This window comes from Arthrobacter sp. MA-N2 (genome assembly GCF_000517125.1).
GTDB lineage: Bacteria > Actinomycetota > Actinomycetes > Actinomycetales > Micrococcaceae > Arthrobacter > Arthrobacter methylotrophus.
On record NZ_KI912155.1, the window covers coordinates 2,646,932 to 2,664,051 of the forward strand.

14 protein-coding genes are annotated in these 17,120 nt (G+C 63.0%); all 14 read left to right on the forward strand.

The window, feature by feature from the left end:
* Positions 1-60 precede the first annotated feature (60 nt).
* The 14 genes from rsmH (at position 61) to A3M3_RS0113110 (ending at position 17,079) form a co-directional block, all read left to right on the forward strand.
* Positions 61-1,059 (forward strand): 16S rRNA (cytosine(1402)-N(4))-methyltransferase RsmH, encoded by a 999-nt coding sequence (gene rsmH / locus A3M3_RS0113045; RefSeq protein WP_028266711.1) that lies wholly within the window; start codon positions 61-63, stop codon positions 1,057-1,059.
* A complete protein-coding gene (locus A3M3_RS0113050; protein ID WP_028266712.1) occupies positions 1,056-1,721 on the forward strand; it encodes a hypothetical protein in 666 nt (221 codons plus the stop codon). Before rsmH ends, A3M3_RS0113050 begins: the two co-directional genes overlap by 4 nt.
* A 55-nt stretch (positions 1,722-1,776) precedes the next feature.
* Positions 1,777-3,573, forward strand: a complete 1,797-nt coding sequence (locus A3M3_RS0113055) for a peptidoglycan D,D-transpeptidase FtsI family protein (RefSeq protein WP_028266713.1) — start codon at positions 1,777-1,779, stop codon at positions 3,571-3,573.
* Positions 3,574-3,694: 121 nt separating this feature from the next.
* Positions 3,695-5,332, forward strand: coding sequence for a UDP-N-acetylmuramoyl-L-alanyl-D-glutamate--2,6-diaminopimelate ligase (locus A3M3_RS0113060; protein WP_028266714.1), 1,638 nt, complete (start codon positions 3,695-3,697; stop codon positions 5,330-5,332).
* Positions 5,333-5,338: 6 nt separating this feature from the next.
* Positions 5,339-6,829, forward strand: a complete 1,491-nt coding sequence (locus tag A3M3_RS0113065) for a UDP-N-acetylmuramoyl-tripeptide--D-alanyl-D-alanine ligase (protein WP_028266715.1) — start codon at positions 5,339-5,341, stop codon at positions 6,827-6,829.
* The gene (mraY, locus tag A3M3_RS0113070) at positions 6,826-7,935 is read left to right on the forward strand and encodes a phospho-N-acetylmuramoyl-pentapeptide-transferase (protein WP_028266716.1); all 1,110 of its coding nucleotides are present in this window, start codon (positions 6,826-6,828) and stop codon (positions 7,933-7,935) included. The genes A3M3_RS0113065 and mraY overlap by 4 nt, the downstream gene beginning before the upstream one ends.
* On the forward strand, positions 7,917-9,518 hold the full coding sequence (gene murD, locus A3M3_RS0113075; protein ID WP_051423158.1) for a UDP-N-acetylmuramoyl-L-alanine--D-glutamate ligase: 1,602 nt from the start codon (positions 7,917-7,919) through the stop codon (positions 9,516-9,518). Before mraY ends, murD begins: the two co-directional genes overlap by 19 nt.
* Positions 9,519-9,520: 2 nt before the next feature.
* Positions 9,521-10,825 carry a putative lipid II flippase FtsW gene (gene ftsW, locus A3M3_RS0113080; RefSeq protein ID WP_028266718.1) on the forward strand — a complete coding sequence of 435 codons (1,305 nt, stop codon included), beginning with the start codon at positions 9,521-9,523 and terminating at the stop codon, positions 10,823-10,825.
* Positions 10,826-10,831: 6 nt separating this feature from the next.
* Entirely contained in the window at positions 10,832-11,953 is a 1,122-nt protein-coding gene (murG, locus tag A3M3_RS0113085; RefSeq protein ID WP_028266719.1) for an undecaprenyldiphospho-muramoylpentapeptide beta-N-acetylglucosaminyltransferase, read from the forward strand.
* Positions 11,950-13,323, forward strand: a complete 1,374-nt coding sequence (murC, locus tag A3M3_RS0113090; RefSeq protein ID WP_028266720.1) for a UDP-N-acetylmuramate--L-alanine ligase — start codon at positions 11,950-11,952, stop codon at positions 13,321-13,323. The genes murG and murC overlap by 4 nt, the downstream gene beginning before the upstream one ends.
* Complete coding sequence (locus A3M3_RS0113095) at positions 13,316-14,155, forward strand: cell division protein FtsQ/DivIB (RefSeq protein WP_028266721.1); 840 nt, start codon at positions 13,316-13,318, stop codon at positions 14,153-14,155. The genes murC and A3M3_RS0113095 overlap by 8 nt, the downstream gene beginning before the upstream one ends.
* A 215-nt stretch (positions 14,156-14,370) precedes the next feature.
* Positions 14,371-15,603 (forward strand): cell division protein FtsZ, encoded by a 1,233-nt coding sequence (gene ftsZ, locus A3M3_RS0113100; protein ID WP_028266722.1) that lies wholly within the window; start codon positions 14,371-14,373, stop codon positions 15,601-15,603.
* Positions 15,604-15,641: 38 nt separating this feature from the next.
* On the forward strand, positions 15,642-16,337 hold the full coding sequence (locus A3M3_RS0113105; protein WP_028266723.1) for a polyphenol oxidase family protein: 696 nt from the start codon (positions 15,642-15,644) through the stop codon (positions 16,335-16,337).
* Positions 16,330-17,079 carry a YggS family pyridoxal phosphate-dependent enzyme gene (locus tag A3M3_RS0113110; protein WP_028266724.1) on the forward strand — a complete coding sequence of 250 codons (750 nt, stop codon included), beginning with the start codon at positions 16,330-16,332 and terminating at the stop codon, positions 17,077-17,079. The genes A3M3_RS0113105 and A3M3_RS0113110 overlap by 8 nt, the downstream gene beginning before the upstream one ends.
* The last annotated feature ends 41 nt before the right edge of the window (positions 17,080-17,120 follow it).

Sequence of the window (17,120 nt, forward strand, 5' to 3'; positions counted from 1 at the left end):
CCACTCAAAGCAACACGCAACTGACGGATGTACCGAACGATTCAGCACTGAGGAGGCCGCATGGAGGAGCAGGACGCGCCAAAACCAACCTCGGAACGCCATGTACCGGTCCTGAAGGACCGGTGCATCAATTTGTTGGCCCCCGGTTTTGAGGCGGCCCGTCGCCGCGGCGAAACGCCTGTGGCCATCGACGCCACCCTGGGTATGGGCGGCCACTCCGAAGCGATGCTTCAACGGTTCCCTGATCTGCACCTCGTCGGAATCGACCGGGACGAAGAGGCTTTGGCTCTCGCCGGAGAGCGACTGAAGCCGTTCTCGGCCCGCACCGACCTGGTACATGCCGTCTACGACGAGATCGAAGACGTCCTCGCGGACCTTGGCATCCCGGAGGTGCACGGTATCCTCATGGACCTCGGCGTGTCGTCCCTGCAACTGGACGAGCGGGAGCGTGGCTTTGCCTACTCCTACGACGCGCCACTGGACATGCGGATGGACACCAGTCGCGGCCAGACTGCCGCTGACGTAGTCAACAACTATTCCGAAGAAGACCTGGTGCGGATTATCCGCAAGTGGGGCGAAGAGAAGTTTGCCGGCAGGATCGCAAACCGCATCGTCACTGCGAGGGCCACCAGGCCGTTCGCCACCACAGGCGAACTCGTCGAACAAATCCGAGGCGTCGTTCCCGCGGCGGCCGCAAAGTCCGGAGGGCACCCGGCAAAGCGGACTTTCCAGGCTCTGCGGATTGAAGTGAACGAGGAACTCGATGTCTTGGAGAGAGCGTTGCCTGCAGCTCTTGCGGCCTCCGCATTGGGGGGACGAGTTGTGGTCATGTCGTACCACTCGCTTGAAGACAAGATCGTCAAATCGGCATTCCAGTCCCGGTCCAAGTCATCGGCTCCGCTCGGCTTCCCGGTGGAGCTGGAGGAACACAAACCGGAATTCAAGACCTTGACCAAAGGCACCGAAGTGCCAACAGCCGAAGAAATTGCCGAAAACCCCCGTGCGGCATCGGCCCGCCTGCGGGCCGTGGAACGCATCAAAGCGAGGAGAACAGCATGAGCACCGCCGCCGCGAAGATCTTGCCGACCACGGTGGGTAACACCGCGCGTGCCCTGCCCGTCCGAGGTCCGGAACCCGACCCCACCCGCAAGGTCCGCACGCCGCTCTCGCTCGTTCAGAGCGTCCCCGGGAGACGCCGCACCCCCTTCGTCGTCTTTTGCTTCGGCGTGCTTGCGGCAGCCCTGTTGACTGTCCTGGTGCTCAACATCTCCGTTTCCACAGCCCAGTACGACCTCGTGAAGCTCAGGAACGATGATGCGTCCCTGAACAAACAAAACCAGGATCTGACACAGCAAGTTCAGAATTTCCAAGCTCCGCAGAATCTGGCCGCCAAGGCTGCAGAATTGGGAATGGTAGCGTCCACCGCCACTGGCCAGATCGATCTGGACAAACTGACGGTTACAGGAAAGGCAACGCCAGCAACCAAGGGACAGGATCCCGGGGCTGTCCTCGCGGCTCCTGCGGTTGGAGGCCAGCCCAGTGCGGCACCTTCCGCGCCGGCCAAGAATGATTCACTGGATAGCCGCAAACCCAACGGGGCTGTGGACTCCACACCGGCCAAACCGACGGCGCCAGCGGTTCCTGCGGCCCCCAAGCCCCCCGTGGTGGACCTCCATGGTGGCTCGGTCCCTGCTCCCGAGCAGAAGGTGCCCGGGCAGTAGCTTCCGGCCGACCTGATTTCAGGCAAACAGCAAGGCAAGCAGCAAGGAAATCGACGTGGTGCAGAAGACCGGCAAATCGAAAAACAAGAGAACGCCGGCGGCGCAGAAGCGCCTGCGCATCGGCCTGACCATCATGCTCACGCTGCTGCTGATCGTCGGGGGCAAACTGTTCCTCGTCCAGGGCCTGGACGTTGGAGGGATGGCCGAGGCTGCCTATAACAACCGGCTGACAAGCACCATCCTGCCTGCCGAACGCGGCAAGATCCTTGACGCGAACGGCACCGTGCTCGCCACCAGCGTGATCCGCTACAACATCGTCGTGGATCAAACGGTCAACACAAACACTGATCAGTTCCCGCGCTACAACTCCCAGACCCAAGGCATCGACAAGATTTCCAGGGCCCAGGGCATAGCAGAGCTTTCCAGCGCCCTGGGGATGGACGTCAGCCAAGTCACGCAGGCAGTAACAGGCGAGAAGAAGTACAACATCGTGGCCAAGGAAGTGAAACCGGACGTCGAAGACCGGATTTCCCAGCTGCACATTCCGGGAGTGGGCTCCGAAGGTGTCAGCAAACGGGTCTATCCCAACGGCAGCGTCGCTGGGGGAGTCATTGGTTTTCTCAAGGACGGCACCACAGGCCAGGCCGGGCTTGAGCAGACCCAGGATGATCTCCTCCGCGGCACGGACGGAAAACGGGTATTCGAGATCGGCGCCGATGGGCTTCGTATCCCCGTGGCTACTGACCTCCTGACCCCTGCGGTCAACGGCAAGGACGTCAAGCTCACGCTGAACACTGACATCCAGTACTTTGCCCAGCAGGCGATCCAGACGCAAGTGAGCCAACTCAATGCCGAGTGGGGATCAATCGTGGTCGAGGACATCAAGACCGGAAACCTCATCGCGATGGCGGACACCAATGCGCCGGACCCCAACGATCCCGGTAAGACGGCGGCCGCGGACCGTGGCGTGCGTTCCGTGACAGCTGCCTACGAGCCCGGTTCGGTGGAGAAAATGATCACGGCCTCGGCTGCGATCAATGAAGGAAAGTCCAGCCCGCTGGATACGGTCACCGTTCCACCGGCCTTGACGATTGACGGGCAGACTTTCACGGACGCGTTCGAGCACGGAACCGAACAACGGACACTCGCCGGCATCCTCGGCTATTCGATGAACACCGGTACCGTGATGATCGGTAGCCGCCTGAGTAAGCAACAACGGTACGACTACCTCACCCGCTTCGGTATCGGCGAAGCTCCGGATATCGGCCTTCCGGCTGAAGCAACCGGCATCCTCGCAAAGCCCGAGCAATGGGACGACCGCCAGCAATACACGGTGCTTTTCGGACAGGGTGTCTCCCAGTCCACGCTTCAGACTGTCCGGGCGTACCAAAGCGTGGCGAATGACGGCGTGATGCTGCAGCCGCGGCTCATCGACGGCTACGTCGGCGCTGACGGAGTCGAGGCCAAAGTGCCTGCCAAGGATTCCCGGCAAGTCGTTTCCAAAGACACGGCGCAGCAGGTTCGCGACATCCTTGAGAGCAACGTCACCATGGGCGAAGTGAAGGACGCGGGAATCGATGGGTACCGTGTGGGCGCCAAGACGGGAACCTCCCAGGCGCCCCGTGAAGACGGGCTGCCCGGCTTCGATGGCTTCACCGCCTCCATCATCGGAATGGCACCTATGGACAATCCACGGTTCATCGTCGAAGTAGTTGTCCAGCGGCCCAAGGGAAACATCTACGGCATCACCCAGGGGCCGATCTTCCGCTCGGTCATGGGCCAGGTCCTGCGCACCTACAACGTCTCGCCCTCCACCGGCACTCCGGCGCGATTCCCGCAGTACGCCAAGTAAGTCGGTTTTGCCAAGTAAGCTTATTTGGCATCTGTCCGGCCACACCACGATCCACCCATGCCGTTTCCAGGAGTCCCACGGTTCCTGCGCGGCCAGTTTTACGAGTACCAACGGAGACCCATTGTCAGAGCAGAATGACGCCGCATCGATCCCTTCCGGGAATCCGCCGGCTACGGACAAAGCCGGCTTCCGTCCCGCCGTCGTGGAGTCCGTTTCCCTCGAAACCATCGCAGCCTCGCTAGGAATCGTGCTGCCACCGGACTCAGCCAAGACGTCGGTGACCGGGGTGTCCCTGAACTCCCGCACCGTCGAGCCGGGCGACTTGTACTTGGCATTGCCGGGCGCCACACGCCATGGGGCCGACTTTGTCCCCCAAGCTGTGTCCGCAGGCGCCGTGGCCGTCTTGACTGATGAAGACGGCGCACGCAAATTGGCACTCGACGATCTTGCTATCCTTGTGTTGATCGTCAGCAGTCCTCGTGCCGCCGTCGGGCCCCTTGCTGCCCTCATCTATCGAAGCCAGCCCCACGATGAGGCTTTTCCCACGCTGTTCGGCGTCACGGGTACCAACGGCAAGACCACCACGACGTACTTCATCAACGCGCTTCTTCGCGCCCTGGGCAGGAATCCAGGCTTGATCGGGACGATAGAAATTCTTGCGGGAGCAGAGGCCATCCCCAGTCTGCTGACGACGCCCGAGTCAACGGATGTTCATGCCCTTCTCGCGCTCATGCGCGAGCGGGGGCTGGACTCGGCTTCCATGGAGGTCTCCTCGCACGCCCTGTCCTTCCACAGGGTCGACTCGGTCACGTTCGACGTTGCCGGCTTCACGAACCTCACCCAGGATCACTTGGACCTCCACGGAAGCATGGACGAGTATTTCCGGACCAAGGCGGAACTCTTTTCCGCGTCCCGCGCTCGGCGCGCCGTGGTCACCGTGGACGACGAGTGGGGTCGTTTGCTGGCGGAAGGAGCGGGAATTCCCGTGACCACCCTTTCCGCCGTGCCGGGCACGGATGCTGACTGGACGGTGGAATCGGCAAAGCAACGCGGGCTAGGAAACGACTTCGAATTGCGCCACCGAGACGGAACGCTCCTGCGCGTCCACACAGGATTGCCGGGGGACTTCAACGTCGCGAACGCGGCACTCGCCACCCTCATGGTGCTCGATTCGGGTGTCGATCCGCAGACATTGCAGGCGGCCCTCGACAAATACGATCCTTTCACCCTTTCCGTGCCGGGCCGGATGCAACTGATCTCGGACGCTCCGGCTTCTGTCGTTGATTTCGCGCACAACCCGGACGCCCTGGCCAGGGCCCTGAAGGCCGTGCGTTCCCAAGAACCCGGATCCCGGGTCATCGTCGTTTTCGGGGCCACAGGCCAGCGCGACCAAGGCAAGCGGCCGACCATGGGCGCCATAGCCGCCCGGCTCGCCGACGTCGTGATCATCAGCGACGACGACCCGCACGACGAAGATGCCGCAACCATTCGCTCGGAGGTACTGGCCGGGGCCAAAGCCGCCCGCGAGTCGGAGCAACTTAGCTGCGAGATCGTCGAAGCGTACCCCCGGGAGCTTGCCATCCGGCGCGCCGTGGAATTGGCCACTGAACGGGACACCATCCTGATCGCCGGGCGGGGCCATGAGGTTTGGCAGGAAGTGAAAGGTGTCAACCTTGCGCTCGATGACCGGGTCGAGTTGCGGGCAGCCTTGACAGCCAGGAGATTCAGAATTTCCACGGACAAACGGATAGAGTCCTAGACCGAGATGATTGCACTTACTGCGGCGGAAATCGCCGATATCACCAACGGCCGATTGATGGCGGACCCGGGCATTGTTCCCGAGTCCATCGTCACCGATTCCCGTGAGGCGGCCGCGGGATCGATGTACGTTGCCAAGCCCGGAGAAAACGCCGATGGCCATGTTTATGTTGGCGCCGCATTTGAGCGCGGTGCCGTCCTGGCGCTAACCGAGCGCGCCATTTCCGACGATGCCGGCCGGCCCTACCCCGCCGTCGTCGTCGATGACGCCGTGCTCGCGATGGGTGCTCTGGCCGCTGAGTCCGTGCGCCGCATCCGTGCTGCCCGCGCCGTCAAGGGTGAGGGCTTTACTGTCATTGGCATCACAGGTTCGGCGGGGAAGACCACCACGAAGGACCTGCTCGCCGGGATTCTCTCCCGTGCCGGGGCCACAGTGGCTCCCCAGGGTTCGTACAACGGTGAAGTCGGCGTACCGCTCACGGTGTTCGGAGCCGACGCCGGTACGCGCTACCTCGTGATCGAAATGGGAGCCACCGGTGTGGGACACGTCAAGTACCTCGCCGAAATGGTCCAACCCGACATCGGCGTGGTACTTGTCGTCGGCACAGCGCACGCTGGCGAATTCGGTGGCGTCGAGAACATCGCCAAAGCGAAGGGTGAACTTGTCGAGGCACTGGGGGAAGCCGGGACGGCCGTCATCAACCTCGACGACACGCGTGTCGCGGCGATGGTTTCCCGCACGCGGGCCACAGTGCTTGGAACAACCTCCACCGGTGCCTCCGGCGCGGGGGTAGAGGCGAGGAACGCCGATATCGATCAAGACGGCCATCCGGTCTTCGAACTCAGCCTGCCCGACGGCGCGGCCCCCCATGCCGTCCACAGCAAGTTGATCGGTGCTCACCACATCACCAACCTGCTTGCCGCTGCAGCGGCCGCGTTCGCGGCGGGAATCTCCGGGACCGACATTGCCGCCTCGCTGAGCGAGCAGTCGCCGGCCAGCCGGTGGAGAATGGAACGCACCGAGCGGGCAGACGGGGTGACCGTCATCAACGATGCGTACAACGCGAATCCCGAATCCATGCGTGCAGCCTTGCGCACCCTTGCCGATCTCGGCCAGGGACGCCGCACCTGGGCCGTGCTCGGCGCGATGCGCGAACTCGGCGACGATTCCATTCGTGAACACACGGCCGTGGGGACCCAAGTGGTTCGCTTGAACATTTCCCGGCTCGTGGTGGTTGGCCGAGAGGCCCGGGCGCTGTACGTTTCCGCGATCCAGGAAGGCTCCTGGGGCAACGAATGCAGTTTCACAGAAACGGCGGACGAGGCCTACGAACTCCTGCAGGCTGAGCTTGAACCGGGCGATCTTGTGCTGTTCAAGTCCTCGAACGGAGTCGGCCTGCGGTATTTGGGGGATCGGATAGCATTACCCCCACAAGCCGGAACGAGTGCGAACACCGCGACTGCGACTGCCGCCAATGAAGGGAACGAGCTGCTGTGATTGCACTGTTGATCGGCGCAGGCGTCGCCCTCCTGGTGGCCTTGATCGGAACACCACTATTCATCCGGTTCCTCGTCACCAAGGGCTACGGCCAGTTCATCCGGGACGACGGCCCCACGTCCCACCACACCAAGCGCGGCACGCCCACCATGGGCGGCACGGTCGTGGTGGCCGCAGTCCTCATCAGCTACGGAGTGACCCACCTGATCATGTGGATGATGAATCCGCATTCACCCGGGCCGTCCGCTTCGGGCTTGTTGTTGTTGTTCCTCATGGTCGGCATGGGATTCGTTGGTTTCCTCGATGACTTCATCAAGATTTCGAAGCAACGCAGCCTGGGGCTCAATGCCAAGGCCAAGCTGATCCTGCAGGCGTTCGTCGGCATTGTCTTCGCCGTGCTGGTCCTGAACTTCCCGGACGCCAAGGGGATCACACCGGCCTCCACGCATATTTCCCTGGTGCGCGACATCCCATGGCTGAACCTGGCCTTCGGAGGTACCGTCCTGGGAGCCATCCTGTTCGTCATCTGGTCGAACCTGATCGTCACCGCAGCGACCAACGGCGTCAACCTGACAGACGGATTGGACGGCCTCGCCGCGGGCGCCTCGATCATGGTCTTCGGGGCCTACACACTCATGGGAATCTGGCAAAACAACCAGGCTTGTGGTTCACCGCGCGAAGCGGGCAGCGGTTGCTATTCGGTCCGTGATCCGCTTGACCTGGCACTCTTGGCGGCTATCTGCAGTGCTGCGCTGGTGGGCTTCCTTTGGTGGAACACGTCCCCGGCAAAGATCTTCATGGGTGACACCGGTTCCCTGGCCATCGGCGGCGCGGTGGCCGGCTTTGCGATCCTCTCCCGCACCGAGCTTCTCTTGGGGATCATCGGCGGCCTCTTCGTCCTGATCACCTTGTCCGTCATCATCCAGGTGGGCTATTTCAAAGTCACCAAGGGCAAGCGGGTCTTTAAAATGGCCCCCCTGCAACATCATTTCGAACTCAAGGGTTGGGCCGAGATCACTGTGGTTGTCCGATTCTGGATTCTTTGTGGCCTGTTCGTGGCCGCCGGCCTTGGGATTTTCTATGCTGAATGGGTGGTGCTGCTGTGAGCGCAATTCCTGAAACCAAACCTTCGGCCAATGACCGGCTTGAGAACCTCGTCAGCTGGGATTCCGAATGGAAAGGCCTGCGCGTCGTTGTGACGGGCATCGGCGTCTCCGGTTTCGCTGCCGCCGACACCCTTATCGAACTCGGTGCGCGGGTGGTGGTGGTCGACGCCGCCACGAGCGCTAAGGCCGCGGCCCAGGCGGACACCTTGAAGATCGTGGGCGCTGCCGACGTCCTCCTCGGCCAGGACGCCGTCAAGAAGTTGCCTTTGGTGGACGGTGAAAAGGCCGAACTTGTGGTGACGTCACCGGGCTGGCGCCCGGACCAGTCCCTCCTGGCAGCTGCCAAGCGTGCCCACGTGCCAGTGTGGGGCGACGTCGAACTCGCATGGCGGGTGCGCGAACGCAAAGGCCACAAGACCGCGGACTGGCTCACGATCACCGGTACCAACGGCAAAACCACCACGGTGGGCATGACCGAGGCCATGCTGCAGGCAGCGGGCCTCAAAGCGATCGCTGTGGGGAATGTGGGCACTCCCATCCTTGATGCCCTCCGCGACCCGGTGGAATACGATGCTTTCGCGGTTGAACTCTCCAGCTTCCAGCTGCACTGGAGTGAGTCGATCTCTCCGGTCGCCAGTGTCTGCCTCAATGTTGCGGAGGACCACGTTGACTGGCACGGATCCTACGAGTCCTACCTCGCGGACAAGGCGAAGATCTTCAAGAACACCCAGAAGGCGTGTATCTACAACGCCGAGCAGGTCGAGACCGAACGCATGGTGGAAGAGGCCGACGTCGTGGAGGGCTGCCGGGCAATCGGCTTCACCACTTTGACTCCGGCCGTGAGCATGCTCGGCGTCGTCGAGGGGTTGCTCGTGGACCGTGCGTTCATCGAAGAACGCAAGAGCTCCGCCGTGGAACTTGCCTCGCTGGCGGATCTCGGCCTGGCTGCTCCACGCCACATGGTTGCCAACGCTCTGGCTGCTGCGGCACTGGTGCGCGCTTATGGCGTGGATCCGGCGGCAGTGCGCGAGGGTCTCAGGAACTATCTCCCGGGAGACCACCGGATCCAGCCGGTGGCCAGACAGAACGGTGTGCTTTGGGTCAACGATTCCAAGGCGACCAATCCACACGCCGCCTCGGCGGCCCTGTCGGCATTCAGGAACGTCGTTTGGATTGCGGGCGGCTTGTCCAAGGGCGTCAACTATGACGAACTGGTCAAGGCCAACGCACGCAGGCTCAAGGCCGTGGTGCTGATCGGATCCGATACCGCGGATCTTGAAGCCTCCCTCCAACGACACGCGCCGGATGTGCCCGTAATCGGGCAGCCGAAGAGCGACACTGAAATGGTGCAGTCCGCCGATTCAGCTGGTGCCGCCGCGGAACCGTCTCCGATCTTCGGCGACACCGTCATGGCCCACGCTGTCGAGTCGGCAGCCAGTATCGCTGTGTCCGGCGATACTGTGCTGATGGCCCCGGCGGCTGCCTCCATGGACCAGTTCTCTTCCTACGCTCACCGTGGCGATGCTTTCATCCGGGCAGTGCGCGATCTTGTGGAAGGCCAGGCACAGACCACCGAGGAGTAGCAATGGTCAGCACGCCCACGCGCAGGGGGCCCGGGCGGACTCGGGCCCCTAAGGCAGCCCCCGCTGGACGCGCGGCAGGCGCTGCTCGAGCCTCGCTACCGTCGCGCATTCGGTCCGGGGTCGGCGGATTTTGGTCGAACCTTGAAGGAAACGGCAAGCCGACCAGCAGCTCTACCTATTACCTGATCCTTGGCGCGACACTCGCATTGACAGCCATCGGGATCATCATGGTCCTGTCCGCCTCCAGCGTCGAATCGATTGCGGCCGGGGAATCCCCATACTCCATAGCCACAAAGCAAGGCATGTTTGCCGGTATCGGAATCGTTGCAATGCTGGTGCTTTCACGAGTCAACGTCCTGTGGCTGAAGAGGTTCGCGTGGCCGGCCATTGTGCTTGCCGTTGCCTTGTTGATGCTCGTCCTGGTGATCGGCAAGCGGGTCCTGGGCAACCAGAACTGGATCGAGATAGGCGGGTTCACCTTCCAGCCGTCGGAGTATGCCAAATTCGCGCTAGTGCTCTGGATGGCCACGGTCCTTTCGGTGAAGGCAAAGCTCCTCGACAAGTGGACGCACGCACTGGTCCCGATCGTCCCGGTCTCGTTTTGCATCATTGGCCTGATCGTTGCAGGCCACGACCTCGGCACCTCGCTGGTGGTCATGCTCATTATGGCTGCCGGCCTGTTTTTCGGCGGCGTCAATCTGAAGCTCTTCGCTGCGGCGGGTGGCGTTGCCGCCGCTGCAGCCCTGATACTCGCGGCCACCAGCGGAAACCGGATGTGCCGTATTACCTCGTGGATGGGGCAGAGCTGCGCGGGGGCAAGCGACATTGGCTTCCAGAGTGAACAGGGCATGAACGCGCTGGCTTCCGGTGGTTGGCTTGGCGTGGGGCTCGGCCAGAGCCGGCAAAAGTACCAGTGGATCCCTGAAGCCCACAATGACTTCATCTTCGCCGTCATCGGGGAGGAACTCGGCCTGGTGGGAACCATCGTGGTCTTGGTGCTCTTCGCGTTGCTGGCCGTTGCCATTTATCGCGTCGTCAGCCACCAGGAAGACTTGTTCGCCCGTGTGTTGGGCGGATCGATCATGGCTTGGATGCTGGGGCAAGCCGTCATCAACATGGCCATGGTGGCAGGTTTGCTTCCCGTGATCGGTGTTCCGCTGCCTTTCATCTCCTATGGCGGTTCAGCGTTGGTGATGTCACTATGCGGCGTGGGCGTAGTGTTGTCTTTGGCCCGGGCACAAACGGCTTCTGCCAGCCCCTCCAAGCCGCGTTGGCGTCTTGTGAAACCTGCACGAAAGCGTACATAGCACTCCATGAATTCCCAACCCCAGAATTCCCAGCCCAAGCCTCTCTCCGTGGTGTTGGCCGGCGGCGGGACGGCAGGACACATCAGTCCCTTGCTCGCCATCGCCGATGCCCTCAAGTCGCTGCGGCCGGATGCGGCCATCCTTGCCGTCGGGACGCCGAATGGAATGGAAACCCGCCTCGTTCCGGCCGCGGGATACGAGCTGGCCACGATTGATAGGGTTCCGTTTCCCCGGAAACCTTCCGCAGATCTGTTCAAATTGCCCGGGAGGCTCACGGCAGCCGTCAAACAGGCCGGCCGTATTCTCGACGATGCCCAAGCCGACGTCTTGCTGGGCGTGGGTGGCTACGTCTGCACGCCGATGTACCTTGCGGCATGGCGCCGGAAGATCCCCATCGTCATTCATGAGGCCAACACCCGCCCCGGGCTTGCGAACAGGGTCGGGGCGATGTTCACCAAGCATGTTGCCGTGGCCTTCCCGGAGACCAGGTTGAGGCACGCCCGCCACGTCGGCATGCCCATGCGCAAGGCCATCGCCGGTTTGGATCGTGCGGCCGGCCGTGCGGCCGCCAGGCGATCCCTGGGCCTGGATGCCGGACAACCTGCACTCATCGTCACCGGCGGTTCTTCCGGAGCCCAGAGCATCAACCTCACCATCGCCGGCGCCGTTGCCGCTTTGGCCGAAGCCGGGATCCAAACACTCCACATCACCGGCCGCGGCAAGGCAGTGACGAACGACGGCGGCGCCCTCCTGGCAGCCGAAGGCTACCATCAGGTGGAATACGTGGACGGCATGGAGAACGTCTACGCGGCAGCGGATGTCCTCCTTGCCCGCTCCGGAGCCGCAACAGTCAGCGAGGTGGCCGCCGTCGGGCTTCCTGCGGTATTCGTTCCCTTGCCGGTCGGGAACGGCGAGCAGGCCATGAACGCTTCCGCCTTGGTCAAGGCAGGCGCGGCGCTTCTGGTCGATGATCGGGCGCTGACCGCGGAGTGGCTCAAAGCCGAGTTGATTCCGCTGCTCACGGATCAAACGCGCCTTGAGGATATGGCCAGCAAGGCAAAAGGACTTGGCATCAGAAATGCTGATCAGCGGGTGGCTGATCTCGTCTTGGAAGCGGTATCCGAATGACCCAGCCCCTCACAGACCTCTCGTCCCTCGGCCGGGTTCACTTCATCGGTATCGGCGGGGTGGGCATGTCCGCCGTCGCGCGGATCATGGTGGCCCGCGGAGTTCCGGTAAGCGGCTCGGATGCCAAAGACCTGCCCGTCATGCAGGACCTGCGGTCCGCCGGGGCCCGGATCTGCGTCGGCTACGCCGCAGAAAATCTTGGTGACGCGCAGACCGTCGTCGCAGGTTCAGCCATCAGGACTGACAACCCGGAATTGGAAGCGGCCCGCGCGGCAGGACTTCCCGTGCTCCACCGTTCCGAGGCCCTCGCGGCAACCATGGGCGCGGACCGCGTGGTGACCGTGGCCGGCACGCATGGCAAGTCCACCACCACGTCAATGGTGGCTGTTTTGCTCAAGGAAGCGGGCCTGGATCCGTCGTTTGCCATCGGGGCCAACGTGCCCGCCCTGGGTGTCAACGCAGCGCACGGCAGCTCGGACATCTTCGTCGCCGAGGCCGACGAATCGGATGGTTCCTTCCTCAACTACAGGCCCCTCATCGCCGTTGTCACCAACGTCGAAGCCGATCATCTGGACTACTACGGCACTCCAGAGGCCGTCTTTGCCTCCTTCGACAGTTTCGCCGCATTGTTGCCGGCTGCAGGCGCTCTGTTCGCCTGCGCCGACGACGACGGTGCCCGGGCCCTCGCGGGACGGACCCGTGCGGCGGGCAACACCCGGGTGCTGGGCTACGGGACGGCAGAGGACGCCGATATCCGCCTACATGATGGAGGGCCGGGTGATGTCTGGGTGTCCATCGACGAACAGCGGTACCGGCTTGACCTCCAGGTTCCCGGGCGGCACAACGCGCTGAACGCGGCTGCAGCGTTCGCCGTCGCCGTCGAACTGGGAGTGGCACCAGAGGCCGCCGCGGCAGCCCTGGGCCGCTTCACGGGAGCATCGCGGCGATTTGAATTCAAGGGTCAGGGGAGAGGGGTGCGGGTCTATGACGACTACGCCCACCATCCCACCGAGGTTCGGGCTGCCTTGTCCGCGGCCCGCTCCGTGGCAGGTGGGAACAAAGTGCATGTGCTCTTCCAGCCGCACCTGTTTTCGCGCACCCGGGAATTCGCCGAAGATTTTGCCGAGGCGCTCGGCGAAGCGGACACGGCGCTCGTGCTGGACATCTACCCTGCCCGCGAAGATCCCATTCCCGGGGTCACGAGCACGATGATCACGGAGCGCCTCAAGAACGGCAGGCTGGTGGGGGCCGGACAGGAAGCGCTGGACGCAGTCCTTGCGGCGGCCAGCGGGGGCGATATCGTCTTGACCGTCGGAGCTGGCGACGTGACGGCTTACGGGCCCCGGATCGTGGAGTTGTTGGGTGGCTGATACCCGGAAGCCCACTTTCAAGCGGAAGCCCGGAGTCCGAGGCGGAGTCGTCAGTGCTGAACGCAGCCTCGACGATTCCGTCGGCGGTCCCCAAGAAGCCGCTCGCGGCAAGGACAGCAATGTACTGGCCTTCCCGGAGCCGAAAGGACGCAAGCGGCGGCGGACGGTGCTCACGGCGTTGGCGGTCATCGTCGTTTTGGTCGCCGGAATACTCGTTGCGGCGATCTATTCGCCGGTTTTCGCCGTGCGCACGGTGTCGGTCGACGGCACCAAGCTGCTCCAGCCGGGGGCTGTCCAGAAGGCATTGGAACCGGTAAAGGGAAAACCGCTTCCGCAGGTCAGCGACGCCGAAATCGCCGCGCTGCTCAAACCGTTGGTCCAGGTGCGTTCCGTGAGCACCGAGGCGCGCCCGCCGTCCGAACTTTTGGTCCACGTTGTGGAGCGGGTACCCGTGGCGTTGGTCAAGAGCGGGGACAACTATCTTTTGGTTGATGTCGATGGAGTGCAGCTTGGGTCAACCGCGGATCCAGCCTCGGTTCCATTGCCCCTGGTCGACGGACAAGGAGCCAACCAGGACCTGTTCAAGGCGATTACGAGTGTCCTTGCGACACTGCCGCCCGATGTCCTGGCGAAGATGGCCAGCGCTTCGGCCACGTCGCCCGATGCCGTAGAGCTCAAGCTCACTGACGGCAAGATCGTGGTGTGGGGGAATGCGGACGAAAAGGAACTGAAGGCGAGGGTTCTCGAGGCGTTGCTGAAGGCTCCGGCGAATCCCAAGGTTCCAGTGAACGTCTACGACGTCAGCGCCCCGCGGCACCCGTTCACCAAGTAGCCAATTCCGGGAAGTAACTTCGCTGATGTATGGCGCTATTTTTCGGACTTTCGCACGACACGCGGAGGCGGTCATTGAATGTCGGATTCATAGCCCATACCGTCACTTAGGAGTTACTTGACATAACTATAACCTTCAACTAGAGGGTTAAGGTCCAAGAATTCAAGTTGGACTCGATCTGTTTCGCTATAGGACACAAGCAAGGGGCACGAAACGTGGCAGCACCGCAGAATTACTTGGCCGTCATCAAGGTCGTCGGCATCGGCGGCGGTGGCGTGAATGCAGTTAACCGAATGATCGAAGTCGGCCTTCGCGGCGTCGAGTTCATCGCTATCAACACCGATGCCCAGGCTCTCCTCATGAGCGACGCGGACGTCAAGCTCGACGTCGGACGCGAGCTCACGCGCGGTCTGGGAGCAGGCGCCAACCCCGACGTCGGACGCCAGGCCGCCGAGGACCACGCCGATGAGATCGAAGAAGTAATTCGTGGAGCCGACATGGTCTTCGTCACTGCAGGCGAAGGCGGCGGAACCGGAACCGGCGGCGCCCCCGTCGTGGCGCGGATCGCACGCTCGCTCGGCGCTCTGACCATCGGTGTCGTGACGCGGCCCTTCACTTTCGAAGGCCGCCGGCGGGCCGGTTCCGCCGAGGCAGGTATCGATGCCTTGCGCGACGAAGTCGATACCCTCATCGTCATCCCCAACGACCGCCTCCTCTCCATCAGCGACCGTAACGTCTCCGTCCTGGACGCTTTCCGTTCCGCTGACCAAGTACTGCTGTCCGGTGTTCAGGGCATCACGGACCTCATCACGACACCCGGCCTGATCAACCTCGACTTCGCCGATGTCAAGTCCGTCATGCAGGGTGCCGGCTCGGCCCTTATGGGTATCGGCTCGGCACGCGGTGAGGACCGTGCGGTGAAGGCGGCAGAGCTTGCCATTGCCTCGCCATTGCTGGAAGCGTCGATCGACGGTGCCCACGGCGTTCTGCTCTCCATCCAGGGCGGATCGGATCTCGGTCTGTTCGAAATCAACGAAGCCGCGCGGCTCGTGCAGGAAGTGGCCCACCCCGAGGCCAACATCATCTTCGGTGCCGTCATTGACGACGCCCTGGGTGACGAAGCACGCGTCACGGTCATCGCCGCTGGTTTTGACGACGTCAAGGCCACCTCACCGTCGATGAACCAGCACACCTCCCAACAGGCGGGCCAGCACCAGGCGTCTTCGATCCCGGACCGTCCTGCAGCGCCCGCAGCTGCCCCGGCCTATTCGACTCCGCAGCACGTTGCTGCCGGGATCGGCGCCTCGGGTTTGAGTAACTGGGGCCAGCAGCGCCCCTCGGCACTCCCTGCCGACTCGGGTTTCGACGTAGACCTTCCGGCGGTCGTCGAACCGGACCTTTCCGGAAGCCGCACCGACGACCTGGACGTTCCGGACTTCCTGAAGTAGCCGGTCCGTTCACGTCATTCCAGGAGAGTCAGTCAGCAGTGTTTTGGTGGCGAAAAGAAGTACGGCCAGGAATTTCGGTCGCCTTCACCGATGTCGATGCAGGCAACCTCGCACTGCACGTGGCGGACAATCCTGACGACGTCACGGCGCGCCGGGCCCGGCTGGAATCAGCAGCAGGGCTCGGCGAACGGCATTTCCAATATATGAACCAGGTCCACGGAAACGCCGTCGAATTCATCACCGCGCACGGCGACGGTCCAACGGCTGACGCTATGGTGTCCATGGGACAGCCGCTCGCCGTCATGGTGGCAGATTGCGTCCCCGTCGTGCTGTTGGGCGAAGTGCAGGACGAAATCGACTCAGTCCTTGCGGTGGTCCACGCCGGCCGGCCCGGTGTTGCTGTAGATATCGTTTCGGCCACTGTGGCGAATATGCGCTGCCGAGGTGCCGCGACCATCAGCGCCTGGGTAGGCCCATCCATTTGCGGCGCATGCTACGAAGTTCCCGAACAGTTGCGGGCGGACGTTGCTGCCGCTGTCCCGGAAACCTGGTCCACAACCTCGTGGGGTACGCCTGCTCTGGACCTGCCCGCCGGCGTGCGGGCTCAGCTGAAAGCGCTTGGAGTCACGGTCGAGTACTCGGGGGAGTGCACCCGGGAGACTGCCCGGCTTTACTCCTACCGGCGCAATCAGCAAACAGGCCGCTTTGCAGGTTTGGTGTGGACCCATGAGTGAAGTCCCTCCGGCTGCGGGTACTGGCGGCACTGATCCGCGGACAGTCGAGCTGCGGGAACGGCTCGCCGCCGTCCGGCAGAGAATCGCTGCGGCAACCCTGGCGGCTGGACGCAGCGAAGAGCCCCAACTGATTGTCGTCACCAAATTCCATCCCGCAGCGGATGTCACCCGGCTCGCGGCGCTGGGCGTGACGGACGTCGGCGAAAACCGCGACCAAGAAGCGGCCGGGAAGTCCGCGGAGCTCGCCGGGCTCCCGGTGCGCTGGCACTTCATCGGTCAATTGCAGAGCAACAAGGCAAAGTCGGTTGCGAGGTACGCATTCTCCGTCCAATCAATTGATCGCGCGCAGCTCTCCGAGGCACTGGCCAAGGCGGTTGCTCGGCAACAGTCCGAGTCCGGCAGGCCGGATCTTGACTGCTACATCCAGGTCAGCCTCGAGGACGACGCCGGTGCCCACCGCGGCGGTGCTGCTCCGTCCGACATCGAACGCCTCGCCGAATCCATCGCTACCGCAGCCGGGCTGCATCTAGCCGGCGTGATGGCGGTCGCGCCGCTCGGAGCGCCCCCGGAGCAAGCGTTCGAGAAACTCGCAGGTATTTCAATGGATCTGCGGCGGTTGCACCCGGGTGCCGTGGGGATATCCGCCGGGATGAGCCAGGACCTTGAAGCTGCTGTCCACTTCGGTGCGACACACCTGAGAATTGGCTCGGATATTCTCGGTTCGCGTCCGCAGGTGGGGTAGCGTCGAAGTATTGGAAGCGACGGGCCGGGATTTCAGCGATG